Genomic DNA, 24985 nt, shown 5'->3' with positions numbered 1-24985 from the left:
TAGGACGTGCCTCGCGCGACGGCCCCGGGTAAAACGACATCTTCCGATCGGCCGGCTCCGGCATGCTGACGGCGGGCCAGCGGCTCCGCGAAACGCACCGCGCAGCCGGTCCAGCCCGCCGAGTGAATCGGGTCCCACGTTCTGCTCAGCTATTCGAAGGAATAGGTGAAACCTCCTTCGGAGGCTCCGACCGTCACCTTCGTCATCTTTTCGCCTTCGAGCGACCGGTTCAGCACGCCACGGCTCAACTCCGGCAGAAGCGTGTTAGTCAAAATGGCGTCGATCATTCGCCCGCCGGATTCGATCTCGGTGCAGCGGGCTTTGACCAGATCCATGACACCGTCACCGATCACCAACTCGGCATCGTTGCTCGAGCGCAGGCGGCGGGCGATCTTGGCGAACTGATGGCGGGTGATCGCTTCGATCATCATGTCCGAGAGCGGGTAATAAGGGATGGTCACCACCCGGCCAAGAAAGGCCGCTGGGAAAACCTTCAGCAGCGGGGCGCGCAATGCCGTGTCGAGATCGTCGAGCCCCGCCCGCACCGTGCCGCTGCTGGTCCGGTCCATGATGACTTCGGAGCCAACGTTCGAGGTGAGCAGGATCAGCGTGTTCTTGAAATCGATCCGGCGGCCTTCACTGTCGTCCATCATTCCCTTGTCGAAGACCTGGAAGAAGATTTCGTGCACGTCCGGATGCGCCTTCTCGACCTCGTCAAGCAAGATCACCGAATAGGGCTTGCGCCGGACCGCCTCGGTGAGGATGCCGCCCTTGCCATAGCCGACATATCCGGGTGGCGCGCCCTTCAAGGTTGAGACGGTGTGCGCCTCCTGGAACTCGGACATGTTGATCGAAATGAGGTTCTGCTCGCCGCCATAGAGCGTCTCGGCCAGGGCCAGCGCGGTTTCGGTCTTGCCGACGCCCGAGGGACCGCAGAGCAGAAACACCCCCACCGGCTTTTCGGGCGCGCCGAGCCCGGCGCGGCTGGTCTGCACGCGCTTGGCAATCATTTCCATGGCGTGATCCTGACCGACCACGCGCTCGGACAGCGTGACGGCGAGCCGCAGCGCCTTTTCGGTCTGGCTCGACAGCATCCGGCCAGTCGGGATGCCGGTCCAGTCCTGCACCACCGCCGCCACGGCGTTGCGGTCGACCGACGGCAGGATCAGCGGCGTCTCGCCTTGCGCATCTGCCAATTCGGCCATCAGCTCGCGCAGCCGCGCGAGATCGGCAGCCGGATCGGGTGGAGAAGGATCGGCAGTGGCCGTCGCTTCCGCATTCGGTCCGGGCGCATCGGGTTCAGGCGCATCGGTTTCAGGCGCTTTGACCTCGGGGGCATCGGCGCCAGCGGTGTCGGCGACCACCCCCGGAGGCTCCACGGCGTCGAGCGGCACACCCTCGCCGCGCAGCCTGGCGCGCAGTTCGAGTATCTCGCCAACCAGCGCCTTTTCCCGATCCCAGCGTTGCTGCGCGGCAGCAAGCGTGAGTTCGGTCTCGGCAAGCCCGGTTTCGACCCGGGCCTGCCGGTCGGCCACGTCGATGCCGATCGCTGCCTCGCGGCCGATGATGGCGCGCTCGACCTCCAGCGCCTGGCGGCGGCGCATGATGTCCTCGACCTCGGCCGGGGTGGCATGCTGCGAAATGGCGACACGGGCGCAGGCGGTGTCGAGAAGGCTCACGGCCTTGTCGGGCAGTTGCCGTGCCGGGATGTAGCGGTGGGACAGGCTGACCGCCGCCTCGATCGCCTCATCGAGTATCTGCACCTTGTGATGCTGCTCGAGGACACCGGCGACACCACGCAGCATGAGAACGGCGACCGCTTCCGACGGCTCATCTATCTTGACGACCTGGAAGCGACGGGTAAGCGCCGGGTCCTTCTCGATGTGCTGCTTGTATTCGGCCCAGGTCGTCGCCGCGATCGTGCGAAGCTCGCCGCGCGCCAGCGCCGGCTTCAGCAGATTGGCCGCATCACCGGTTCCTGCCGCGCCGCCGGCGCCGATCAAGGTGTGCGCTTCATCGATGAAGAGGATGACCGGCGTTTCCGAGGATTGCACCTCGTCAATGACCGCCTTCAGCCGTTTTTCGAATTCGCCCTTTACGCTGGCGCCCGCCTGCATCAGGCCGACATCGAGCATGCGCACGCTGACGCCCTGCAGCGTCGGCGGCACGTCGCCCTCGGCAATGCGCAAGGCAAAGCCCTCGACGACCGCGGTTTTGCCGACCCCCGCCTCGCCGGTCAGGATCGGGTTGTTTTGCCGGCGCCGCATCAGGATATCGACGATCTGCCTGATCTCGGGATCGCGGCCGACGACCGGATCGATCTTGCCGTCGCGGGCGCGCTGGGTCAGGTCGGTGGCATATTTGGCCAGCGCCGAATCCGCACCCGGAGCCCGCCGCGGTGTTTCGGCGGCGACAACCGCAGTCGAGGCGCCGGCTTCGAGCGAACCCTCCATGACGTCCGCGAACCGCGCAATAACGGCCTGCGCATCGATCTTGTCGAATTCGCCGCTGATCTTCGACAGCAGGCCTTCCAGCACCGGCGTCTTCAGGCAGGCGAGCAGAATATGCGCACCGCGCACTTCCTCGACGCTGAATTCCAGTCCCGCCAGGCCCCAGGCCTCCTGGATGGCGTGAAAGATATGATCGGAAAATTCCTCGATCGAAGTGGCGCCGTAAGGCAGCTTGTCGACGGCGCGGGTCATATCGGCCGTGAGCCGGCTCGCATCCACCCCGGCGTCTGCCAGTATCAGCTGCACATCCGAGCGCTCTGAAAGCACCAGCTGCTCGATGAAGTGAACGAGCTCGACATAAGGATTGCCGCGCAGCTTGGCGGTGTCGGCCGCAGCCTTGAAGGCGCGCAAACAGATGGGATTGAGCTTGCCGACCAGTTCCTTGCGTTTAAAGCTCTGCGACGACCGGCGCTGTTCCATCGAACTTGCCCCTCCAATCTGCCAGCCAACAAACTGCCACATAAGCAGCGACTTGACAAAGAGCGTTTATGAGCGGGCCGTCCGAGTGTTCGATTCAGTCGATTTTATTCCGTCCCGGCAGGCGCCAGCGCCATCGGCTGCAACGCCATCGAACGCCCCGCCTGTCGGCGATGCATTCACCGACAGGGCTCGACAATCGAGCCAGCGCTTTCGAGCCCAGCGCGCCGGTTGCAGGCGCGTATTGAGATTGAGCATCAACTAAATTGTGGTAAAGTGTCGCAGTGTGGTAACGTTTGGTCAGGCACGGCCCAAGAGCCGCGCGCTGGGGGATGGTGTGCTTGATCTCGCACTCTGGCTGAATCCGCTGGACGGTGAAAATCCGTCAGGGGAGGATTTGCGCAACGATCCAGCCTTTCATGAGCTGGAGCGTCTCACCGAGCCGCAGGTCAAGGTCGTCCATGGCGGCCACAACCAGCCCTCGTCGCAAAGCACCATTCCGGTCGACTGGCCTGCCGTCCTCGACAAGGCGGAGGAATTGCGTGCGCATGGCCGGGATCTGCGCCTGCTCGTCATTGTCACGCGCGCGCTGGCCAATGAGCAGCGGCTCGCCGGGCTCGCACATGGCCTGACCCTTCTTGCGCGGAGCTTCGATCAGCATTGGGAGAGCATGCACCCGGCCCTGCGGCCCAGTGCTTCACCACGCGACGCCGCCTTGCGTCGCATCAACGCCCTGCTCGACCTCCAGAACGGCCAGGACGGGCTGCTGGCGGACTTGCGGCGAATGATTTTCTTCGCGCCGCGCCCTATGGGACCGATCAGCGGACGCGATCTGGAACAAGCCGCACTCGACGAACGGGTCATGCTTCTGGAAGCGGCTTCGGGATTGAATGCGGCGGAAAAGGCAACGCTGGCCAGCGCGCACGGTCAACTGCTGAACCGGGTTCATAGCGGGTGCAAGGCGCAGGCCGATCAAGCCAATGCGGAGATGATGTCGCTCATTGCCGATGCTCATGCGGCGATCACGGCTCTTGATGCGGTCGAGACGGCTCTCAACGGCCGTCTGCAGGGCGGAGGCGCCGCTGTTCCGGAATTGAAACGGTTTCTGCAGCGTTTGCTGTCGACCCTCGAACGGAATTCGGCAATCGAAACGGCGACGAACGGCGCGGCCGAGCCAGCCCCCACGACTGCAGATCCGGAAATGCCGGCTCGAAACGGTCAAATGCCTGCAAAGGGCCATGGAGCCGATACTATGGCAAGTGTGGCGAGTTACGCGGAACCGAGCACGAGGCTGCCGGAGCGGATTTCCTCGCGCGACGACGTCGTGAAATGCCTCGACCTCGTCGTCGCCTTTTATGACCGCACCGAACCGTCGAGCCCGATCCCGCACCTGGCCCGCCGGGTGCGCCGGATGGTGCATATGGATTTCGTTGAACTGATGGAAGATCTCGCCCCGTCGGGGCTGAAGGAGTTCCGGCTGCTTGCCGGCGTTCCCGATGCCAAGAAGACGGCCCAGAAGGATGAAAGGTAACGAGCCATGGCAGCTGAAAGCAAAGCGAAAGTCATCGAACGGAACCGCGCTCCGCGCGTGCAGATCGCCTATGACGTGGAAACCTATGGCAGCCCGACGACGATCGAATTGCCGTTCGTCATGGGCGTGATGGCCGACCTCTCCGGCGCTTCACAGACCAGGGAAGCGATGAAGTCGGTACTGGACCGCTCCTTTGTCGAGACTGACGCCAACCGCTTCCCCCGTTTCATGGAGGCGCTCGGGCCGCGCGTCAAAGCCCGTGTGAAGAATACGCTGCCCCAGGCTGAGGGCGCCGAGCGAGACGAAGAGCTAGCACTCGATCTTACCTTCACCAAAATGGGCGATTTCGCCCCGGACAAGATCGCCGAACAAGTCCCGCAATTGGCCGAGATCCTCAAGATGCGTCGTCAGCTCGAGGAGCTGCTCGGTTTCATGGACGGCCGTGTCGACGCCGAAAAGCGCATCGCGCAACTTCTGAACAACGAGCCGCTTCTCGGCAAGATCGCCAACCAGGCATTATCCGACGACGACAAGGTTCAGGAGTAAATCATGGCCGAACAACAAAAAACCGCAGCCGTCGCCGCTGAGGCGGAAGCCATAGACCTCGGAGAATTCAGCGGGCTCCTCGAGAAGGATTTCAAGGTCAAGAAGGACGACAGCGAGAAGCTGCAGCAGCTCGTCCGTAATCTCGCGCTGGCGGCGCAGTCCCGCTCCGATACCACGACCATCTCGTCCAACGCGATCAAATCGATCAAGTCGCTGATAGCAGGCATCGACAAGATGCTGACGACCCAAGTGAACGAGATTCTGCATGCGCCGGAAGTGCGCGAAATGGAAGGCACATGGCGCGGCCTATGGTATCTCGTCAACAACACCGAGACGGATCAGAAGCTGAAGATCCGGGTGATGAACATTTCCAAGGTTCAGCTTGCCGACACGCTTGAAGACTACGAAGGCCAGATGTGGGATCAAAGCCCGATCTTCAAAAAGGTCTATACGGACGAGTATTCGATGCTGGGTGGCGAGCCGATCGGCTGCCTGATCGGCGCCTACGAATTCTCGAACCATCCGCGTGACGTCGGCCTGTTGCGCAACATCTCGGGCATCTGTGCCTCCGCGCATACGCCGTTCATCGCAGCCGCCGACCCGCGGCTGTTCCGCATGGACAGCTGGCAGGAACTGCCGAACCCGCAGGACCTGCAGATGATCGTCTCCAACCCGGCCTATGCCTCGTGGCAATCGCTGCGCGAGAGCGAGGACGCGCGCTACATCGGCCTGACCATGCCACGTGTTCTGGCGCGACTGCCGTATGGCTCGGAAACCGTTCCGGTGAAGGGCTTCACTTTCGAGGAAGAAGTGCAGGGCGACCACAACAAATATGTCTGGATGAACGCCGCCTTCCCGATGGGCGTCAACATAAACCGCAGTCACAAGCTCTATGGCTGGGGCACGCAGATCCGCGGAGTCGAGAACGGCGGCACAGTGATCAACCTGCCGGTGCACTCCTTCCCCACGGACGACGGATCGATCGCGATGAAATGCCCGACGGAAGTTGCCATCGACGACCGGCGCGAGGCGGAACTGGCCAAGCTCGGCCTGATGCCCATTCTGCACCGCAAGAACACCGATCTCGCAGCCTTTATCGGTGCGCATTCGCTGCAGGACGACGAGACGCGCGCCGGGCGGCTGGTCGATCCCGACGCCCAGTCGAACGAGCGGCTGAGCGCCAACCTGCCCTATCTGTTCCCGGTTTCCCGGTTTGCGCATTACCTCAAAGCCATCGCGCGCGACAAGATAGGGTCGTTCAAGGAGCGGTCGGACATGCAGATCTGGCTGACCGAGTGGATCAACCGATACGTGCTGGCCAACCCGGCCTTTGCCGACGACAAGGCGCGCGCCAAGCGCCCGCTTGCCGCCGCTGAAGTCCAGGTGGACAGCGTCGAGGGGCGGCCGGGCTACTACAACGCCCGCTTCTACCTGCGCCCGCATTACCAGCTGGAGGGCATCAACGCCTCGCTTCGACTGGTGTCTGAACTACCGTCTGTAAAGGCATGATTTGCAGCAACATAATCCTGTTTGTTTTGAAAACGCTGGAGGAAGACAATGCCCGTGAAAATTGATGGTTTTCTAAAAGTTCCGGATATCAAAGGGCCAAGCGTTCGAGACGGCCATGAGGACGAAATCGAAGTCCACGGGGTCGATTACAAGATCATCGCGCCATTCGATCCGAATTCGCTCTCACGCCGCGGTCGCGTGTCGCTGGGGATGATCAAGTTCACCAAGCACTATGACAAGTCATCGCCGTATCTGAAAAAGGCGCTGTTCGACAACAAGGCGCTGGACGAAGTGGTGTTCTCCGCACGCCGGACCATCGATGGCGAGACCAGCGACTATCTGGTCGTCACCCTGACCGAGGCCTCGATCATGGAATACGACATGTCGCAGGCCAAGGACGAGGAAGACCTGATCGAGGAGGAGGTTAGCTTCGCCTACAAGAAGATCAAGTTCGTCTATGACAAGGATGACGAAATCGAAATGGATGTCTATGTCGGCAAGTGAGGCGCGGCGGCCCGGCGCCGACAAGCTGCAGGTCACCGGCAGTTCGCGGGCAAAACGCGAGGCGGTCCAGCCCTCTCTTTGGGACCGCCTCGTCAACGACCTGCCGGGCGTCACCTCCGAGATAGACGGGCTGCGCCATACCCTGCAGGACGAATTGGGCGCGGAGCGGCTGGACACGCTGCTTGCCGGCAGCGCGCGGCTTATCGATGCCGACGCGGAGCTGACATCCGATCAGAAGCGGCGTCTGCACCGCCTGGGCTTTCAGACCCAGCACCGCGCCGAGATCGAAAGCCGTGGCGTGGTCGTATCGGCCCGCGTCCTCAGGGAGGCGGTGCGGCGCGACATCGAGGCCTTGTTCAACACCGAGCGTTTCGAAGCCGTTCCGCTGCTTTCCGATTTCGAAACCGAACAGGCTGTAGACAATCCGCCATCGCTGGCCGATTTTCCCGAAGTGCGCCGAAGCGTGGTCAACTACGGCGTGCCGTCGTTTTCGGGCCGTTCGTCGCGCGACTTTGATCGCGATACCCTGGCGCGCGAGATCCGCTCGGTTCTTGCCACGTTCGAGCCGCGTCTCAAGGAAAGCGCAACCAAGGTAGCGGTGACCCTTGGCGACAAGAGTGCGGGCCTGAAGATCGAGATAGACGCTGTGCTGATCATGACGCCGACGCCGGAACGCATGCGCCTGCGCACGACAGTCAACCTCGACAACGGTTTGGCGCGGACCGAATTCAGGGAAAGCTGAGATGGATCGGGTCTTCGTAGAATATTACGAGGAGGAACTGACCCATATCCGCGGACTCGCGGCGGAATTTGCCGATATGCATCCGGCGGTGGCACGCAATCTATCTCTCGATACCGTCCCCTGCCCGGATCCGTATGTCGAGCGGCTGCTTGACGGCGTCGCTTTCCTTGCAGCGCGCACCCGAATGAAAGTCGACGCCGAGCGTTCGCGGTTTTCACGCAGCGTGCTGGATGTGCTTTATCCCGATCTGGTTACCCCGGCGCCGGCAACGGCGATGGCAGTGCTGAAACCCGGCCAGCAGGTCCAGTCGATGATTGCCGGCCATGTCATCAAGCGGAACACACGGCTGGTGTCCAGCCTGCAACCCGGCCTGTCGACGCGCTGCACATTCACCACCGCGCAGGAAATCACGCTGTGGCCGATAACCATCAATTCGGTCAGCTATTTCCAGGATCGCAGCGGGTTGGCGGCGGCCGGCATAACACCGATCGGCGGCGCAGGCGGCGAGGCGGCGCTGCGCATCACGCTGGGTCGGACCGGAAAAGGCAAGCTCGGCGAACTGGCGCTCGACCGGCTTGATTTCTATTTTGCCGGGCGCACCAAAGCGCCATTGCTGTTCGACGCGATTTTCGGCGCCTGCTCGGCGGTTGGCGCTCGCGCCGAGGGCAAGGCCAATCCGCTGTCGCGGTTGCCGGAACCCGAAATGGTCGGCATCAGCGACGGCGAGGCGTTGATGCCTCGTACCCGGCCGACCTTCGAAGGCTACCGCCTGCTGCGTGAATATTTCATGATGCCCGAGCGCTTTCACTACGTGCGGGTTTCAGGACTGCAACCGGTCGTGCGCCGATGCGAGGCCGGGGTCGAGATCATCTTCATGTTCCGGCGCCCGGTGCCCGAGCTTGCCGATGTGACGCCGGCGGATTTCGAACTTTTCGCGACGCCGATCATCAACCTGTTCGAGCGTGACTGCAACGTCATCGAGCTTGATCCGCGGAGAACGCGGCAAGTGCTGCATGCCGACCGCACGCGGGCGCGCGACTTCGAAATCTATCGGGTGACTCATGTCGAGGACGCAGATGCCGAGGGTCCTGACGCCGAAATTCCAGAACTCTTCAGCCTGGGGCAAAACCGCAGCAATGGCTGGGTCTATTCCACCGAACGGCGCCCTCGCCGGGCCACCGAAGATGAACGGCGCGACGGACTGACCCGCACGTCTTACACCGGAGACGACGTTTTCCTTTCGGTTTCACGGCCGGCCGGAAGCCCGGCGAACCGGCCGCTGAAACGTCTCGACATCATGGCGCTTTGCACCAACCGCGATCTGCCGATCCTCGACGACAACCCTACCTTGACGCTGGAGACGGGCGATCCGGTCGAAACGGTCCGGCTTACCGGTGCCTTGCGCCCGCCCCAGCCGGCGATCCCGGCGGCGCTGCCCGCCGGCGCCGAAAGCGAATCCCGAGCCGACAATCTCGCATGGCGGCTGGTGGCGCAGCTGGCCCTCAACTTCCTCAGCCTCGCCAAGGAAGGCCGCGGTGTCGATCCGCTGCATGCGCTGCTCGATCTTTACGCCGACCGGGGAGATCCGAGCCTGGCTCGCAACGTGCACTCGATTGTTCGCATCGACTCGCGCTCCGTCATCGAACGGCTGCAGATCGATGGGCCGATGTGCTTCGGACGGGGCACGGAAGTGACATTGCATGTGGACCAATCGGTCCTGGCCGGGCAAAGCACATTGCTGCTTTCGGCCTTGCTTGCACGGCTGTTTGCCCGTCACGCCGGAATAAACGGCTTTGTGCGGACCCGCACGCGGTTGCTGCAGAAGCAGGAGGATGTGCCATGGCCGATGACGCCCGGCAATCGCTACCTGATCTAGGTAAGCTCGACCCGGGCCGGGCCGAAGCGCTGGATGATACGTTCGACTTTTTCGAACTGTTGCGCCGGCTCGAACAACGCGGCGGGCTGTTCGGCTATTCCGGCCGCGCGGATCGCGAGCCGGCAAGGCTCGGACAGCATGTGCGTCTCAGCTTTTCCGCCAAGGACGTGGTTGAATTCCGCGAAGCGAAGGACAAGACGCCGGGGACGGACGGGACACCGGCCCGGGTCACCGTTGCAAATCTCGGGCTGATGGGACCGGAAGGCCCGATGCCGCTTCATTTGACACGCTGGGTGCTCGATCGTCTGTCGCAGCGCTGGTTCACCGGCGCTGATGCACGACAGACCGTCGACACGACGTTCGTGGATTTCGTCAATATTCTCCAGCACCGGATGATCGCCCTGTACTATCGGGCCTGGGCGGACGCGCATCCGGCGGTACAGGTCGAACGTGCGGTCGGCGGCCGGGTCAGGGCCATGCTTGAAGCCATGGCGGGAACCGGGCTTCCCGGCACCCAAAATCCCCATCTCGACGCAGTAAAACTTCGCCAGGCCGCGTCTCTGGCCAGCCAGGTCGACGGCCCGGAGCGGCTGACGCTGTTCCTGGCGGAAGCGTTCAAGGTGCCGGTCGCGATCAAGGAGTTCGTCGCCACCTGGATGACCATACCGACGACGCTGCAGACCCGGCTTACCCAGGCTTACGCAGTGCTCGGTCGCGGAGCGACGATCGGCCCGCGCGTTTTCAGCCGCCAAAGCAGGATCGAGCTGCGCGTCGGCCCACTCGGCTATGAGGAGTTCAAGACGTTCCTGCCGGGCGGCCAACGTCTGAAACTGTTCAAGCAGGCGGTTCGCGACATGGTCGGGGAATCGCTCGACGTCGATCTGCGGATCGTGCTGGCGCGCGAAGCTGTGCCGCCGCCGCGTATCGGAGCGGTGCAGCTCGGCCGAACCACCTGGCTTGCGCGGCCCGCCGAAAGGGGCGATGCTGACGATATGCGGCTGCGGACGATCGTCGGATGGCGGCCGGAAATGGCGGAGGTCGCGGCATGAGTCTGCTGCTGACGCTGGAGCACGGGCCACGCGCCCAGGCGGTACGGCAGACCCGGCTGGACGAGGGTGAACTGGTGATCGGCCGTAGCGCGGACGCGGACTGGCAGATCGACGATCCGGACATGTTCGTTTCACGCGCCCATTGCAGGATCACCGGCGGGCGGGATGGATATTTCGTCACCGACACATCAAGCAGCGGTTTGTTCATAAATGATTCCGACAGCCCGCTCGGCACCGGCACCTCGGCCCGTCTTCAGAACGGCATGCGGCTGAGGCTGGGCGACTACATCGTTTGCGTCGATCTGCAGACGCCGGCCGCTCACGCACCAGCGGCCAGCCAAGCGTTCGCCGAACCGTCACCGCCGGCATCGCGAGCCCCGGTAAGCATCGGCCGCGATGACTTCTTTTCAGCCACGGTCGAAGAAGAGCCGCGCCGGCCGCGTCCCGCCGATCTGCCGAACCCGTTCGAGCAACCCGTTCCAGGAGCGTTCGAGCGCGCCAACCAGCGCAGTTCGCCTGCCTTCGACGACCCGTTCAGCCTCGACCCGGTATCGACACCCGCGCCGAATGGCGCCGGCTATTCCGAACCACGTCGTGCGCCGGACACCGCAGACCCATTCAGCTTCGATCCGGTGCCTTCCGGTGCAAGCGAGCCCGTTCCAGGCCAGCCCGTTTCAAGCCAGCCCGTTTCAAGAAAGTCCTCCGAATTCGATGACGGTTTCGGTTTCGGGCCGGCCGCGTCGCCCGATTTGAGAAACGGCGCCGGCTCGGCCGGTCAACGCAAACATGGCGCCGGAGAGCCGCAGCCGGCGAACCCCTGGGATTTGCCTGGCCACGCGGCAGCTAGCCCTTCCCCGCCACGCGCTGCGCCCAGGCCCGCCCCCTCCCCGGCAGCGGCGCAACCGGCGAACACGGCGCTTCGCAGCGCATTCTTGCGCGGCATGGGTGTCGAGGAAGCCGATTTTCCCGGACGCGACAGCATCGCGGAAATGGAAAAATTCGGTCGCGAGTATCGGCTGATGATGGAAGGCCTGATGCAGCTGCTGCGCAAGCGGGCCGAGGAAAAAGGCAACGCTCGCGTCGCCCAGACGGTGGTTGGGGCCTCTGAAGTCAATCCGCTCAAGTTTCTGCCGACGGTCGATGACGCCATCGTGACCCTGATCGCCGAGCGCAGCCCCGGATTTCTGGCCGGCGAAGCGGCAATCGCCGACGCGGTCCGCGATCTCGCGCAACATCATGTGCGCGCCTGGCGAGGCGTGCAGTCCGCCTTGCGACGAATGATAGACCGTTTTGACCCGGCCGCGATCGAGCAAGAGCTCAAATCGAGTTCCGCGATCGCCACCGTGCTTTCGGGCGGGCGCCGCGCAAAACTGTGGGAGCTTTACCAGAAACGCCATCGTGACATCGCCCAGAGTGCGGAATCGAGCTTTTTGGGCGAAATCGGCGCTGATTTTCGGGATGCATATGAGGAGGAGTGAAACATGATCGATCGCCGCGAACTTATCGTTGCCCTGGGCGCAACCGGGCTGCTTGCTGCTTGCCAGAGCGGTCCGCCGAAACCATCCGCGGTGACCGTCAACTTGACCGGCGCGGCCGGCATGAACCCGGGACCAGGCGGCGGCGACCGGCCGGTGACAGTCCTGGTGATGCGGCTGCGCAGCACCGGTAAATTCAATTCGGCCGATTATTTCGCGCTGCAGGGAGATGCCGGCTCCGCACTGGCAGGCGATCTCATCGGATCCGACCAGATCTCCGTCGGGCCTGGAAAGACCGCATCCAAAACCATCACGGTCGAGCCGGACGCGGCTGCCCTGGGCTTCGTTGCCCTCGTTCGCGAGCCCGGCGGCCGGACCTGGCGTACAACCAAGTCGGTGTCGTCGGGATCAACAGTTACCGTCAACGTCACGCTTGGCAGCGGCGGCATTTCCGCCTAGCGGCCAGGGCAAGGGGTGCTCGATGCAGGAAGTAGCGGCATGAGCGATGCAAACAGGGTGCTGTGGTCCGAAGGCCTGTTTCTCCGGACCCAGCATTTTCAGCAGCAGGATCGCTTTTTCGAGGCGACCGTGCGCGGCGCGTTGCAGGCCGGGCAGCTGCATACGTTCGGCTTTCAGCAGCTGACGCTGGACCAGGCAATGCTCGATGCCGGCCAGGTCTCGATCCTGTCGGCCCGGGGCATCTTTCCGGATGGAACCCCCTTCTCCATCCCGGACCTGATGGACGCGCCACGACCGCTGCCGGTCACCGCCGATACGGGTGCGGGACCGATGCTGGTCGCCCTGCCGCTCGAGCCTGCCGGCGGTGTCGGCTTCGATCCGGCGCACGCCGCATCGACAGGGGCACGCTATCATGGGCGGATCGTTTCGGTGCGTGACGCCGTCCAGGGCGGTTCGGATCCTGAAGAAATCGAAATCGCCCGCCCGCAGGCGCTGCTGATTGCACCGGGAAAATCGGTAGGCGGCTACACCGCCCTGCCGATAGCCGACATCAAAGGGGTTCGCGCCGACGGCGGCGTCTCGCTGGACGAGACGTTCCTGCCACCGACACTGGTCACCGGGGCGGTGGCCTGGTACCGGCAGCTGCTTCTGGAAGTCGTCACCGGTCTCGACCAGATCGCCGAGGCGCATGGCAAAATGGTCATGGGCGGACCAGGGCGCAGCGTCGAAGACCTGCTGATGCTCAATCTCGCCAATGCGGCGCGTCCGCGGCTGGCGCACATGCTGGCTCAGGATGTCTTCCATCCGGCCGAGCTTTACCTGGAGCTTGCCGGTCTTGCCGGTTCAATGGCGACCTATGGGTCGAGCGCGCGGCGGCTGAGCGAGTTGCCGGCCTACGATCACATGGCCCCCGGCCCCGCCTATTCGGCGCTGGCCGACGCCTTGCGCTCGCTCATCCTGAGCCTGCGCTACATCGAGCCTAAATCACGCGCACTGCCGGTCATGCGGCATTCGACCAATGTCTGGAAAATCCGCATCGACAACCCGAAGCTGCTGGTGGCCAGCCGGATCGTCATCCGGGTCGGCTCCGAGCTGTCGGAAGATGCGTTGCGCAAGATTTTCGTCAACCAGGCGACCGTCGGTTCGGCCGATCAGTTCGAGGGCCTGTGGAAATCCCGTCTACCCGGCATTCCACTGAAGCCGCTGCATTCCCAGCCGCGCGAAATCCCCTACGATGGCGATCGGCTGTGCCTTGAGCTGGATCAGAAAAGCGAGCATTGGGCGTCGCTGCTCGATGCCCCCGGCTTCGTCATCGGCGTGTCGGGCGTGCTGCCGAGCGAGCCGCAGGTCGACTGCTATTCGGTAAACAGGTGAGATGATGAGCCGGGATGATCCTTTCGGACTGTCGGAGGATCGCGAACGCACGCGCATACGACTGACCGGCGCGCCGATGCCGCGACCGATGACGCCGCTGTTGTCGGGCGTGCCAATCAAACGGTCGCGCACCCATCCGAACACGCTGGTCAACGCATTCGCGCCGCTGCTCGAGTTCGCGCCCGAGCTTGAAAGCGCGCTGCCGCCGGAAAACCCGGAAGCGTTGCGCACCCGGTTGCTCGATGAGCTGGTTCGGGCACGTGACGCGGCAATGGCGGCGGGGTCCTCCCTGGAGCGCGCCGACCAGGCAGCCTGGGTGGTGGCGGCATTGCTCGATGACCTGGCCCTGAACACGCCATGGGGCGGCGCCAGCGCATGGCCGCGCCAGCCGCTTGTGGTGATGCTGCGAGGCGATGTCGATGCCGGCACCCAGTTCTTCACGCGTCTCGACGAACTGGAACGGCATCCTAACCGGGATCGCGAATTGCTCGAACTGCAATATCATTGCCTGGCGCTCGGCTTCCGCGGCAAATATCGCGTTCCAGGCCGGTCGGGCGACCGCTCGCTCAATGCGGTTCGCGTTGCTGCGGCGCGCTTTCTGCGCGATGCCGATGCCGACGGCGCGCCGCTGTCGCCGAACTGGAAAGGCGTGATCGCATCCGACGAGCCGCAACGCTTCATCGTGCCGATCTGGGTGATGGGGCTCGGCGCGGCGGTTCTCGCCACTGCAATCTATCTCGGGCTGTCGATGGGACTGAGCAGTCAGGCGGTCGAGCTTTCGACGCTGGTTCGTGCCTTGCCGCCGCCGGAGCGCGGCGAAATCAGCCGGACATCGCCACAGGTCGACGCGCCGCCGCCGGAGGCAGTGGATTTCGCGCTGGTGCCGGAGTTTCAGGCCGGAGCGCCGGCCAATCTCAGAGCCGCGCTCAGCGGCACCGAGAGCGTTTCGCTGGCCAGGCTGATCATCCAGGCCTCCAACCCCGAACTGTTCCAGTCGTCGCGGCCGACACTGACGGAAGGCTTCGAGCCGCTGATCGGTTCTATCGCCAAAGTGATCCTCGCCAATCAGGAACTCATCGGCAACATCACCGTGGTCGGCCATACCGACAGTATTCCCTTGCAACGGTCCAATCCGCTTTCCACCAACCAGCGGCTGTCGGAAGCGCGCGCGGCAACCATTACCGAGATGCTGGTCCAGAACGGTGTGCCGCAGGACCGCATTCGCTTCGAAGGACGTGCAGCTACCGATCCAGTGGCCGACGACAGCACCCGCGCGGGACGGGCCTTGAACCGCCGCGTCGAGGTGCTGGTCGAAAAGAGGCTGTGAGATGTTCATCCTGCGCTTCCTCTGGGCGGTTCTGACATCGCGCTGGCTGTGGACGCTGATCGGCATCGCGCTGCTTTCCCTGATTATCTGGGTGTTCGGCCCGATCGTCAGGGTCGGTGCTTACGAACCCTTCGCCTCGGAAAATGTCCGCATCGTCATCATTGCGCTGCTGGTCATCTTCTGGCTGATCTGGCTGATCGTCGCGCAGCGCCGGGCGATCCGGGCCAACCGCATGTTCGTCGCCGAAATCGCTGCGCCCGTGGTGGAAAAACCGCTGAGCCCCGGCGAAGAGAACGTCGCCGCCGTCGGCGCCAAGTTCGCCGAGGTGATGGTCGAATTGAAGCGCCGCAAGCTGGGCGGACGCAAGTTCCTGCGCGAGATGCCCTGGTACGTGATCGTCGGGCCGCCGGCCACCGGCAAGACCACGGCCTTGCGCCAGTCCGGCCTGAACTTTCCGATCGACCTCACCGACGACCTGCAGGGGGTTGGCGGCACCCGCAACTGCGACTGGTTTTTCTCCGAAAACGCGGTTCTGATCGACACGGCGGGCCGCTACGTGCAGCAGGAGAGCCAGCCGGACGTCGATGCGGCGGAATGGCTGGGCTTCCTCGACCTCTTGAAAAAGCATCGCGGCCGCCGGGCGCTCAACGGCGTGATCGTCGCGCTTTCGATCGATGCGCTTTCGGAGGGCGACGAAGCCATCAAGGCGCATGGCCGCAAGATCCGCCGTCGCCTGGCAGAGCTCAACGACCGTCTCGAAATCCGCCTTCCAGTCTATCTGATGCTGACCAAGGCCGATCTGATCAAGGGTTTCGAGGCTTTCTTCGGCGGCCTGTCGACGGCCTCGCGCGAGCAGGTCTGGGGGACGACCTTCGCGCTGGATGCGCGTGTCGACGCAAAGACCATAGAACGGGAAATCGCCACCCTTGCGACGGAACTCGAGCGGCGGCTGGTGCCGCGCCTGGAGGACGAGGACAAACTCGCCGCCCGCGCCGAGATTTTCAGGTTTCCCGCCCAGCTGACGAGCCTGTCCGAGCCTATCCAGGTGCTGGTCGAGGCGATGTTCGGCGAAAGCCGCTACGAGGAAGCCGCCTGGCTGCGCGGCCTCTATCTGACGTCGGCGACCCAGGAAGGGGCGCCCATCGACCGGCTGACCGCGGCGCTGTCGTCATCCTTCGGTCTTCCGCCGCGGCGGGCGATGCCGGCGCCGCGTGTCGAAAAACGCAGCTTTTTCCTGAAGAACCTGCTGACCGAGGTCATTTTCAGGGAAGCCGGCCTGGGAACATTCGATCCGCTGGCACAGCGCCGCCGCGCCTGGATCTGGCGTGGCGCCGCGGCCGCCTGTGCCGCCGCCGCCCTGCTGGCCGGTGCGATGTTCACCTGGTCCTACTATGACAACCGCAATGCAATCGCAGCGCAGGCGGGCCAGTTCGAAGCGCTGCAGGCGCCGCTGACCGCGGCAGCCGCGAGCCCGGCATCGGTGGAGCAGCCCGCCATCGACAGCGCGCTCTATGCGATGGCCGAGGTCGCAAACGCCCGTACCGCACCGCCGAGCAGCGCCCAGGACCTGCTCGGGCCGTCGGCGTCGGCAGAGCTGCTGCGGGCGCAGGCCGACACGTACGACCACGCTTTGCGCAACGTGCTGGAGCCGCACATGGTCGCCCTGCTCGAGGCGACCATGTGGCGGCAGATCCGCGATCCGGATTTCATGCTGGGGGCGCTAAAAACCTATCGCATGATGACCGGCCTGTCGCAGATGGACGCCGACTACGTCCAGAGCTGGTGGGTCAACGACTTGCCGGAATTCGCACCGGCGGCGCCGTTTCCGACCGCCGACGCCGAAGAGCACCAGCTTGCCGCGATCCGTCGCATGACGGTCGACGACAGCTACATATCAGCGGATCAGGCGTTGGTCGCCGAGGCGCTGAAGACGGTTTGCACGATTTCGCTGCCGGCGCGTGCCTACAGGCAGTTGCTGGCCGACCCGGCGGTGGCCGGCCTCAAGGAATGGATACCGGCGAACTTCGCCGGCCCCAACGGCGCCAAGGTCTTTGCACGGCGTTCCGACAAGACGCTGCGCGTCGGCATTTCGGGCGCGTTCACCTATGCTGGCTTCCACGATGCCATTCTCGAACGGGTCGAGGACGTCGCCGCCCAGGCCGCACTCGATCGGGCGGTGTTTGCCGGAGGCTGTTCGGAAAATTCCGAAACCTCTGTTACGGCGCTGTCCGAGGATATCCTGAAACTCTATTACGAAGACTACATCGCGCAATGGGACAGCATCCTGCGCGATATCAGGCTCGCGCCGTTGGCCGACCTGAATGTCGCCAGCGAGAACCTCAAGGACCTTTCGAGCGCCGACTCCGCGCTGAAGCGCCTGCTTACGGCGGTGGTTCAGGAGACCGAGCTGACCCGATCCGATGAAGCGCCGGCCGCCGACAACAAGGCGGCAGCCAAGGGCACCTCGAAACTGCTCGGCAAGCTGGGGAAGCTGGGAAAGATCGTGAAGACAGGGGCAAAACTGCTGCCGCGCGCAGGCTCCGCCAACGAGGTGGATCTTACCGGCACTCTGGTGGCCGAACACTTCAAGCCGCTCAAGGGGGCGATCGCCGAGGTCGACGGCCAGCCGCCGGCACTCGACGCCGCGGTGGTGGCGCTGACCGCGCTTTCGAACGTGCTGCAGACGGTCACGGCCAATCCCGACCCGCAGGACGCCATCAAGAAGCAGGGTGGCCTCGCCGAACTGACCGGAGCGGTCGCCAGGCAAGCGCAGATCCTGCCCGATCCGGTCGACGACTGGCTCGGCGGCATTGCCGGCGACACCAGCGGCCTGACACAGAAGGCGGTCACCTCGGAGCTCAACGCCATCTGGCGCGCCGACATCCTGCCGTTCTGCCAGGCGGCGCTGAACGACCGCTATCCGTTCAGCCCCGAAAGCGCGGTTGACGTCAATGTCCGCGATTTCGCCCGCCTGTTCGGGCCGGCCGGGATGATCGACACCTTCATCAACGACCATTTGATCAGCTATGTCGACACCGCCAGCCAGCCATGGAAATGGCGCGCCGATTTCGGCCTCGACGCGGCGGCCCTGGCGGCGTTTGAACAGGCCAGGCGGATCCGCGACGATCTGTTTCCAGGCGGTACCGGCCCGGTGATGAGTTTCACGCTGCAACCGACGGACCTGTCGCCCAACGTCACGCGTGTGACGCTCAATCTCGATGGCCAGAACCTCGTCTATTACAACAACGCGACGCGGCCGCAGCCGATGACCTGGCCCGGCAAGGACGGCACCGGCGTCATCTCGCTCGCCTTCCAGCCGATCGACGGCTCGCCCGAAGTCATGTTGAACGAAACCGGCAGCTGGGCGTGGCTGAGACTGCTGCGCAGCGGCCGCTTCACCGGCACCTCGCTGTCCGACGTCTACAGCCTGCGGCTGGGCACGCAAGGCATGTACGCCGATTTCGAGCTCAAGGCGGCAAGCGTCGAGAACCCCTACAATTTGCAAATGTTCAAGAAGTTCTCATGTCCGCCGCAGATATGATCCTTCCCGGGTTTTACGGCAAGATGCCTGCCACCGGCGATTTCGTCTCGCGGCGGCTGCCGGGGGATTTTGTGCGCATCTGGGACCGCTGGCTGGCGCAGCATCTCGTGCCGCTGATCGGCTCGGAAACCTGGCCGCGCAGCACCGCGCTGCGCTTCCTGGCCGGCCCGGCGTCTTTCGGCGCATCGGCAGGCATTATTCTGCAGAGCGCCGACAGGGTCGGCAGGCAGTTCCCTCTCAGCGTGGTCGCGCAGCTTCCTGACGCTTCCATTCAACTGGCTCGCGCCGATGCTTGGTTTGCCGGAATTGAAGAGGCTGCCATTGCCGCGCAGCGCGGCGAGATGACGCCCGACGAACTGGATGCCGCTTTGGTCACACTGCCGGTACCGCCCGTGGAGCCGGGCAGCGAGAGCATTACCGACCTGGTGATGTGGACTGCACATTCCGACATTTTCGACATCGACCCGCTATCGCCGAAAACGACAGTGGAGCAAATCTTCGCCGCCAGTTGGGAGACCAGCTGATGCAGGGGCAAGTCTGATGTTCGTCAGCCAGAACACCACGCCCTTTCTCGCGGAGACTTTTCCCTTCGCGGACAAGCATGCCGTGAAGTGGTGCGTAGCGGTCGTTCGCGCGACATTTGACGTCGACGAAGATGGCAACTGCACGCCGGCAAAGGAACAACTGCCATTCGTCTTCGCCGACACGCATTACGGCGATCCCGAGACCACATCGATCCGCGTCGAGACTGACTTCGTGCCGGTGAAGCCGCATTGCGAGGTGGTGCTCGATGCGATGGCGGTTGCGCCCGGCGGACGTCCGGCGGAAACCGTTGAAGTCGGCCTGTTCGGGCCAAACCTGCAGAAGCGGGCGATCGTCACCGGGCAGCGCCGATGGTTTCGAGGCGGGCTCGGCATCCAGTCCTCAAGTCCGATGCCGTTTATGTCGATGCCGCTGGCCTGGCATTTGACGTTCGGCGGCTGGGACCGAACCGATCCGGATCCGGCCAAGCACCGCAGCGACGCAATCAATCCGATCGGCAGCGGTTTCCTGGTCGGCCAGGGCAACATCGACGGTACGCTGCTGCCTTCGGTCGAGGACCCGCAATCGCGGCTGCGGATATGGAACGATCGCGCCAAGCCAATCGGGTTCGGCCCGGTGCCGCGTTTCGCCAGGGAGCGCGCTCGGTACGCCGGGACGTACGACAAGCACTGGATGGAGAACGTGCTGCCCTTCCTGCCGCAGGATTTCGACGACCGGTATTTTCAGACCGCGCCGCAAGACCAATGGGTCGAGAAGCTCAGCGAGGGAACGATCTTCGGGTGCATGAATATGAACGCGTCGGGCCGGTTCAAGGTCAGGGTGCCGACGCTTGGTACGCCCGTGAGATTCATGTACGACGATCACACGGAGCACAAGGTCGTGCAGCCGGACACGCTCAATCTGATCCCGCACGAAGGCAAGATCGTGCTGGTCGGGCGCGCGGCAGTGAAGCTGCCGCGCAAATTCGTGAGGCTGCAGCAGGTGCAGGTGGGGCCACCGCTTGAACAGCCCGCGGTCAAGCCGCACTACGCCGGACTTGGCGAGGCTGTCGCCGCGCTGACCAAGCTGCGGGGCCGCCGCCGATGACGGTCGTCAGCTGCGTCAGCCTTGTTTCGCCGGTTGGCTACAGCGCCGCCGCGACCTGCGCGGCGCTGCGCGCCGGCATCGCCGCCTTCGAGGAACTCGACTACCGTGACAGGCTGGCCATGCCGATCCGCGGCGCCCGCGTCGACGCCATCGCGTCCTCCAAGCGCGGGCGCGAACGGCTTCGCATGCTTGCGCGTCTGGTGCTGGAACACATCGAGCCCGATATCGGCGCGGCGCTGCCCTGGGCGCAGATGCCTCTGATCCTATGCACCCGTGAGAAGGAAACGCCGGGCGCGCGGCTCAACGGCATGTTCTCCGAGCTGCGTTTTCCCGATGGCTCGGCGGTGACCGAGCGGCGCACGGCGCATATCGCGGCCGGCCAGACCGGCGCCTTCGCGGCGCTGATGCAGGCGCGGAAAATGCTGGGCGAAGGCGCACCGGCCTGTCTCATTCTGGCGATCGACAGCCTGATCGACGCGCGCACGCTGGCCTGGCTCGACCGCCATATGCGGCTGAAGACGAGCGACACAACGGACGGGGTGATCCCCGGCGAGGCCGCATGCCTGGCGGTCGTGAGCAAGCGCCCGATGACGCCGCACTGTGTCACGGTCCGCGGTCTGGGGCTCGGCGCGGAAACCGCGACCGCGATCAGCGAGGAGCCTTTCCGCGCCAACGGACTGGCCGGCGCCTTGAAGACGGCGCTCGCCGAAGCGCGCACCGAAATGCACGAAGTGGCCTTCCGCTTCAGCGACGTGGCGGGTGAATCCTACGCCTTCGAGGAACTCGTCATCGCTCAGATACGCAACATGCGCCAGTCACGGCCGGAACAGCCGGTGTGGCACCCGGCCGACAGCATCGGCGACACCGGCGCGGCGGCGGGGCTGATCCAGTTTGCCTGGGCGGAGCAGGCGTTCAGCAGGGGCTACGCGCCGGGCGATCTGGCGGCGCTGCATGGCAGCTCGATGGCTTTCGGCGGCCGGGCCGCAGCGATCGTTTCGGCATAGGATAGCGAGATGACCAGGAACGTCTTTGCCGGAAAATGGGAGATCGCCGCCGAGAACGGCATGAACAAGTCGATCGCGCGGTTTCCAGATGTGTGCCTGTCGCCGCCCTCGCCGCCGGCGGGGCCGATACCGATCCCCTATCCGGACACGTCGTTCTCGAACAATCTGAAGTCCGCGTCGAGCACCGTAAAGATCGGCGGCAAGGGTGCGGCGCTGGCGCAGAAGTCCTACTACAAGGAGCCGGTGCTCGGCGACGAGGCGGCGACGCGCACGTTTGGCGCCAACGTCGTGACGCATCAGATCACCGGCAAGACCTACTTCCAGGCCTGGTGCATGGATGTGAAGTTCGAAGGCAAGAACGTCTGCCGGCATTTTGATATCACGACCAGCAATCATGCTTCGGGCGGGACCACGACAGCGCCTCTAACGTCGCTTGAGGTGCTGAACATCATGACTGCGCAGCAGATGCTGAATTCCGGTGTCTGCCCCTGCTGCGAAGAAGACGCCCATGAATGGCAACAGGATCCCAACACGGGTCGTCCGTTCAAACTGGTCCCGGAGGAGCAGTTCTTAAACAACAGGGCGACTGCATTGGATGACGCGAACCCGAAGAAAGCTGCTTTCGTAGCCGCCGCCAACAATGCAGTTGCTAAGAAGGCTGCGGCACGAGCGGCCGCCAAAACAAACCCATCCTCGGCATGCAACAATCTGCATCCGGATCGAACCGATCCATGCGCACTCTACTGTGACATACCGACAGGCACCAGGTATCCTGGAGGTAAGACACCCGCTCAAAAGTGCAAAGGCAATTTTAAGGAGAACAAGCGGAACGCAACGCTAGAGTACTGGGATAAGAAACTTGGTCGGCGCGTTCCTCGACAGGAATTGGATCCCAACTCGAAAGTAGCTGGAACGATGCGGCCTACCCAAATAAATCATATGACGCCGAAACTGGGCGCCGGCTGCAATAGTCCAATGAATACGGTTCCAAACAACGAAATGGGTGGTAGTCATTGTGAAGATCTAGAAAAAGCTCAATCCGAGGTTGAGAAAACCCTTAGTGCGATTGAACAGAATTTGAAACATGCGGCAGCAAAAGCAAGTGGCAGCTAGAGATACTCTTTCTAAATACGTTAAAATTGCTTCTGGCTTTCATTTTGAAGATGAAGGAAGCTTGTCACAATCTGTATCGAGTTTACTTGGAAGCAACGAAGACTTGGATGTGATTGCCGGCGTTTTGCTATCTTGTCAGAACGGCGACTTTTCACTACTTAGGAGGCTTTCTCCAATTCTGCGAAGAAATGATGGATACACCGTTTGGACTTCATGTATACATATTGTCAGTTACGCGGGTACGTGGCAAGATGTTAAAGAATTTTCAAGGTCAATAAGCGACATTGGAAATAGCGATTCCGAAAAACATTTTCAGGCAGTTCTGTTTGGCAACTCCAACGATCGAAGGGCGATATCGGAGCTTCTTAGTCTGTATTTTGAAACAAACTACGTAGACACGCTTTCTCAAATCCGCGCCTATATCTCGTATCAATTGGAGTCTGCAAATGACATCTTGTTTGACGGAATCGAGGACCCTGATGATGAAGAGCAGCCGCCGTCGATCGAAGATCGAGAACTCTATGCAAAGTTGGTCCGAGATCGTTTTGATGAAGTGACGTCGAGGTTACCTCGATCTGAGACACCCCTTTTTGAAGGATCGGAGTACAACGTCCTAGGCGTCGCAGACAGTCTCAGACAGCAGATCGAGGCCGGGTCCGAGCCGGACGAGCGCTTATTTCGAACCAAGATGATTTTCGAGGCGGCAACCGGCGCAGACTGCTCACGATTCTATGACGATATCGGGCGTTTCAATCGCCTAGCGGCAATGGCTACAGTTGAAGAATTCCTGGACCGTGATGACATGAGACACTTTCAGCCCGGCCAACGCTACTTTTTCGGCCACCCGATACCGCTTTAACCATCACGTCGCGCGGTTTGGGTCCCGCCATTCCTCCACCCGATCCTGCAACGCCACGCGGACGACATCATCCTCGAAGTGTTTCGCAAACGCCGGCCCCAGTTCCGTCGGGTCCACCGTAAAAAGCTTCGTCTCCTCCCGCGCTTCCGGAAAAAGCTCCAGAAAAGCCGCGCAGGCGGCGACGGCGACGTAGGGCTCCTTCATCCGCTCGATCAGCCAGGGCAGAATTGAGCGGTCACCCAGCATGCCGATGCCGCGCACCGCGAGCGGGGCGGTTGCGACGGACTGCATCAGCCCACCCATCCAGGCGCGCACGTCCTTCTCAGGGCCGGCCGTGATCGCGGCCCGCAAGGCAACCAGCGCGTCGGGTCCGCCGGCGACAGCGGTTTTGCGCAATTGGACCCGCGCCAGGTCGCCGGAGCCAAGTTGCGTCAGAGCCCATCCGGCCCATAGCCGCACGATCTCGTCGTCCGACTCCAGCGCTGCCGCCATCTCGCGCGCCAGATCGGCGCGTTTCAAGGTGCCGGCGAGACGCAAGGCGAAGGCGCGCGCCGGCGCGTTGGCGTCTTTGACCAGGCGCGCGAGCAATTGCCTCGGGTCGACGCCGTGCTCAAGGCAGGCGCCGACCGCCAAATAGCGCTTGAACGCGTCCGGTGCGACCAGCCAGTCGTGCACGAGGTGACCGATCTTCGGCGGCTGGTGCCAGGCCAGGGCGCCGACAAGGCCGCGCCGCTCGTCCAGCTCCTTTGCCGCCGCCACGGTCTGATCGATGCGCGTGGCGTCGCCCTGCTCGATCGCCATCCAGCCGACGACGAAAAACTCGCCCTTGTCGGGAAAATCCTCAAGCTGCCGTTCGGCTGCCGGCCATGCGGCCGCGCCGGCGATCCGGAGGCCGTCGAGATTGACCTCGACGCGTTGACCGATCTCGCCGATCACCGTCTCGTCCGGCGGATCCTCTTGGCCCCAGTTGTCACGCTGAGCCCAGAGAAATGCCGCCTGCTCGATGTGCTGGCGCACCGCTTCGGCCGCGATGCGGCGCTGCGGCGTAAAGAGCTGTTCTCCTGCCGACGCCATCAGCGCGGCGCCATCAGTTCAGGTTGATGGAGCCGCCGCGAATGCGCTGTGCGCCGCTGGCATGACTGGTAATGTGGCCGCCGCGAATGGTAATGCGGCCATCGCTGTCCATGATGATCGTTGCCTTGCCGCAACGCAGTTCCAGCCTGTCCTCGGCGCTGATGCGAACGTTTTTGCCGTCGCGCATGACATGGGGGACGGCAGCGGCGGGACGCACGGGTTCGACGATGCGTCCGACGATCAGCGGCTTGTGCGGATTACCCCCGTCGAAGAGCAGCGCCACCTCCTGACCGATCATGTCCGACGAGAGTTCGCAGAGACTCCGCGCCGGCAAGGCCGTCTCCTCCGGGCTCCCCGGAAAGACCACCAGCGGCGTCGACTCCTCGCCGAAGCCGAGGAAGGCTCCAATCACCACCCCTTCGATGCGATGCATGACGTTTTTCATG

At 63.4% G+C, this 24985-nt stretch carries 20 protein-coding genes; 17 read left to right on the top strand and 3 right to left on the bottom strand.

Annotated elements, in window-relative coordinates; genetic code table 11:
* Positions 1 to 149 precede the first annotated feature (149 nt).
* Positions 150 to 2930: a type VI secretion system ATPase TssH gene (tssH, locus tag AC0L3H_RS01230; RefSeq protein WP_473584200.1), complete on the bottom strand. Its 2781-nt coding sequence runs from the start codon at positions 2928 to 2930 to the stop codon at positions 150 to 152.
* 334 nt (positions 2931 to 3264) lie between these two features.
* Between tssH and tssA the strand changes: the two genes are divergently transcribed.
* Genes tssA through AC0L3H_RS01145 form a run of 17 tightly spaced genes read left to right on the top strand, consistent with a single transcriptional unit; the run spans position 3265 to position 23465 of the window.
* Positions 3265 to 4458, top strand: a complete 1194-nt coding sequence (gene tssA / locus AC0L3H_RS01225) for a type VI secretion system protein TssA (protein ID WP_473584199.1) — start codon at positions 3265 to 3267, stop codon at positions 4456 to 4458.
* 6 nt (positions 4459 to 4464) lie between these two features.
* The gene (gene tssB, locus AC0L3H_RS01220) at positions 4465 to 5004 is read left to right on the top strand and encodes a type VI secretion system contractile sheath small subunit (RefSeq protein WP_023801313.1); all 540 of its coding nucleotides are present in this window, start codon (positions 4465 to 4467) and stop codon (positions 5002 to 5004) included.
* A gap of 3 nt (positions 5005 to 5007) precedes the next feature.
* Positions 5008 to 6513: a type VI secretion system contractile sheath large subunit gene (tssC, locus tag AC0L3H_RS01215; protein WP_023801312.1), complete on the top strand. Its 1506-nt coding sequence runs from the start codon at positions 5008 to 5010 to the stop codon at positions 6511 to 6513.
* Between the two features lie 48 nt (positions 6514 to 6561).
* A complete protein-coding gene (locus AC0L3H_RS01210; protein WP_473513072.1) occupies positions 6562 to 7017 on the top strand; it encodes an Hcp family type VI secretion system effector in 456 nt (151 codons plus the stop codon).
* On the top strand, positions 7004 to 7759 hold the full coding sequence (gene tssE, locus AC0L3H_RS01205; protein WP_473584318.1) for a type VI secretion system baseplate subunit TssE: 756 nt from the start codon (positions 7004 to 7006) through the stop codon (positions 7757 to 7759). Before AC0L3H_RS01210 ends, tssE begins: the two co-directional genes overlap by 14 nt.
* A gap of 1 nt (position 7760) precedes the next feature.
* Positions 7761 to 9635 carry a type VI secretion system baseplate subunit TssF gene (gene tssF, locus AC0L3H_RS01200; protein WP_473584198.1) on the top strand — a complete coding sequence of 625 codons (1875 nt, stop codon included), beginning with the start codon at positions 7761 to 7763 and terminating at the stop codon, positions 9633 to 9635.
* Positions 9599 to 10684: a type VI secretion system baseplate subunit TssG gene (tssG, locus tag AC0L3H_RS01195; protein ID WP_473584197.1), complete on the top strand. Its 1086-nt coding sequence runs from the start codon at positions 9599 to 9601 to the stop codon at positions 10682 to 10684. Before tssF ends, tssG begins: the two co-directional genes overlap by 37 nt.
* Positions 10681 to 12162: a type VI secretion system-associated FHA domain protein TagH gene (gene tagH, locus AC0L3H_RS01190; RefSeq protein ID WP_473584196.1), complete on the top strand. Its 1482-nt coding sequence runs from the start codon at positions 10681 to 10683 to the stop codon at positions 12160 to 12162. Before tssG ends, tagH begins: the two co-directional genes overlap by 4 nt.
* 3 nt (positions 12163 to 12165) lie before the next feature.
* Positions 12166 to 12618, top strand: coding sequence for a type VI secretion system lipoprotein TssJ (tssJ, locus tag AC0L3H_RS01185; protein ID WP_091590252.1), 453 nt, complete (start codon positions 12166 to 12168; stop codon positions 12616 to 12618).
* Between the two features lie 39 nt (positions 12619 to 12657).
* On the top strand, positions 12658 to 13992 hold the full coding sequence (tssK, locus tag AC0L3H_RS01180) for a type VI secretion system baseplate subunit TssK (protein WP_473584195.1): 1335 nt from the start codon (positions 12658 to 12660) through the stop codon (positions 13990 to 13992).
* Positions 13993 to 13996: 4 nt separating this feature from the next.
* Positions 13997 to 15319, top strand: a complete 1323-nt coding sequence (gene icmH / locus AC0L3H_RS01175; protein WP_473584194.1) for a type IVB secretion system protein IcmH/DotU — start codon at positions 13997 to 13999, stop codon at positions 15317 to 15319.
* A gap of 1 nt (position 15320) precedes the next feature.
* Positions 15321 to 18860 carry a type VI secretion system membrane subunit TssM gene (gene tssM / locus AC0L3H_RS01170; RefSeq protein ID WP_473584193.1) on the top strand — a complete coding sequence of 1180 codons (3540 nt, stop codon included), beginning with the start codon at positions 15321 to 15323 and terminating at the stop codon, positions 18858 to 18860.
* Positions 18857 to 19384 (top strand): type VI secretion system-associated protein TagF, encoded by a 528-nt coding sequence (gene tagF / locus AC0L3H_RS01165; protein WP_473584317.1) that lies wholly within the window; start codon positions 18857 to 18859, stop codon positions 19382 to 19384. The genes tssM and tagF overlap by 4 nt, the downstream gene beginning before the upstream one ends.
* A gap of 16 nt (positions 19385 to 19400) precedes the next feature.
* Positions 19401 to 20489, top strand: coding sequence for a DUF2169 family type VI secretion system accessory protein (locus AC0L3H_RS01160; protein WP_473584192.1), 1089 nt, complete (start codon positions 19401 to 19403; stop codon positions 20487 to 20489).
* A complete protein-coding gene (locus tag AC0L3H_RS01155) occupies positions 20486 to 21493 on the top strand; it encodes a hypothetical protein (protein ID WP_473584191.1) in 1008 nt (335 codons plus the stop codon). The genes AC0L3H_RS01160 and AC0L3H_RS01155 overlap by 4 nt, the downstream gene beginning before the upstream one ends.
* Before the next feature lie 9 nt (positions 21494 to 21502).
* Entirely contained in the window at positions 21503 to 22606 is a 1104-nt protein-coding gene (locus AC0L3H_RS01150; protein WP_287374487.1) for a PAAR-like domain-containing protein, read from the top strand.
* The gene (locus tag AC0L3H_RS01145) at positions 22578 to 23465 is read left to right on the top strand and encodes a hypothetical protein (RefSeq protein ID WP_473584190.1); all 888 of its coding nucleotides are present in this window, start codon (positions 22578 to 22580) and stop codon (positions 23463 to 23465) included. Before AC0L3H_RS01150 ends, AC0L3H_RS01145 begins: the two co-directional genes overlap by 29 nt.
* 3 nt (positions 23466 to 23468) lie before the next feature.
* Here AC0L3H_RS01145 and AC0L3H_RS01140 read toward each other — a convergent pair whose 3' ends face one another.
* Together AC0L3H_RS01140 and AC0L3H_RS01135 are read right to left on the bottom strand one after the other, a co-directional pair.
* Positions 23469 to 24539: a HEAT repeat domain-containing protein gene (locus AC0L3H_RS01140; RefSeq protein ID WP_473584189.1), complete on the bottom strand. Its 1071-nt coding sequence runs from the start codon at positions 24537 to 24539 to the stop codon at positions 23469 to 23471.
* 13 nt (positions 24540 to 24552) lie between these two features.
* Positions 24553 to 24984, bottom strand: coding sequence for a DUF6484 domain-containing protein (locus AC0L3H_RS01135; RefSeq protein ID WP_473584188.1), 432 nt, complete (start codon positions 24982 to 24984; stop codon positions 24553 to 24555).
* Position 24985 lies beyond the last annotated feature (1 nt).

Source organism: Mesorhizobium sp. WSM4816, assembly GCF_055811535.1.
Note: the sequence above shows the minus strand (reverse complement) of the source record. Positions and strands in the feature narration are given on the sequence as shown.

Coding starts and splice junctions, on each gene's coding strand:
- tssH (WP_473584200.1), bottom strand. CDS start 2,930: ATGGAACAGCGCCGGTCGTCGCAGAGCTTTAAACGCAAGGAACTGGTC.
- tssB (WP_023801313.1), top strand. CDS start 4,465: ATGGCAGCTGAAAGCAAAGCGAAAGTCATCGAACGGAACCGCGCTCCG.
- tssC (WP_023801312.1), top strand. CDS start 5,008: ATGGCCGAACAACAAAAAACCGCAGCCGTCGCCGCTGAGGCGGAAGCC.
- AC0L3H_RS01210 (WP_473513072.1), top strand. CDS start 6,562: ATGCCCGTGAAAATTGATGGTTTTCTAAAAGTTCCGGATATCAAAGGG.
- tssE (WP_473584318.1), top strand. CDS start 7,004: ATGTCGGCAAGTGAGGCGCGGCGGCCCGGCGCCGACAAGCTGCAGGTC.
- tssF (WP_473584198.1), top strand. CDS start 7,761: ATGGATCGGGTCTTCGTAGAATATTACGAGGAGGAACTGACCCATATC.
- tssG (WP_473584197.1), top strand. CDS start 9,599: ATGGCCGATGACGCCCGGCAATCGCTACCTGATCTAGGTAAGCTCGAC.
- tagH (WP_473584196.1), top strand. CDS start 10,681: ATGAGTCTGCTGCTGACGCTGGAGCACGGGCCACGCGCCCAGGCGGTA.
- tssJ (WP_091590252.1), top strand. CDS start 12,166: ATGATCGATCGCCGCGAACTTATCGTTGCCCTGGGCGCAACCGGGCTG.
- tssK (WP_473584195.1), top strand. CDS start 12,658: ATGAGCGATGCAAACAGGGTGCTGTGGTCCGAAGGCCTGTTTCTCCGG.
- icmH (WP_473584194.1), top strand. CDS start 13,997: ATGAGCCGGGATGATCCTTTCGGACTGTCGGAGGATCGCGAACGCACG.
- tssM (WP_473584193.1), top strand. CDS start 15,321: ATGTTCATCCTGCGCTTCCTCTGGGCGGTTCTGACATCGCGCTGGCTG.
- tagF (WP_473584317.1), top strand. CDS start 18,857: ATGATCCTTCCCGGGTTTTACGGCAAGATGCCTGCCACCGGCGATTTC.
- AC0L3H_RS01160 (WP_473584192.1), top strand. CDS start 19,401: ATGTTCGTCAGCCAGAACACCACGCCCTTTCTCGCGGAGACTTTTCCC.
- AC0L3H_RS01155 (WP_473584191.1), top strand. CDS start 20,486: ATGACGGTCGTCAGCTGCGTCAGCCTTGTTTCGCCGGTTGGCTACAGC.
- AC0L3H_RS01150 (WP_287374487.1), top strand. CDS start 21,503: ATGACCAGGAACGTCTTTGCCGGAAAATGGGAGATCGCCGCCGAGAAC.
- AC0L3H_RS01145 (WP_473584190.1), top strand. CDS start 22,578: ATGCGGCAGCAAAAGCAAGTGGCAGCTAGAGATACTCTTTCTAAATAC.
- AC0L3H_RS01140 (WP_473584189.1), bottom strand. CDS start 24,539: ATGGCGTCGGCAGGAGAACAGCTCTTTACGCCGCAGCGCCGCATCGCG.
- AC0L3H_RS01135 (WP_473584188.1), bottom strand. CDS start 24,984: ATGAAAAACGTCATGCATCGCATCGAAGGGGTGGTGATTGGAGCCTTC.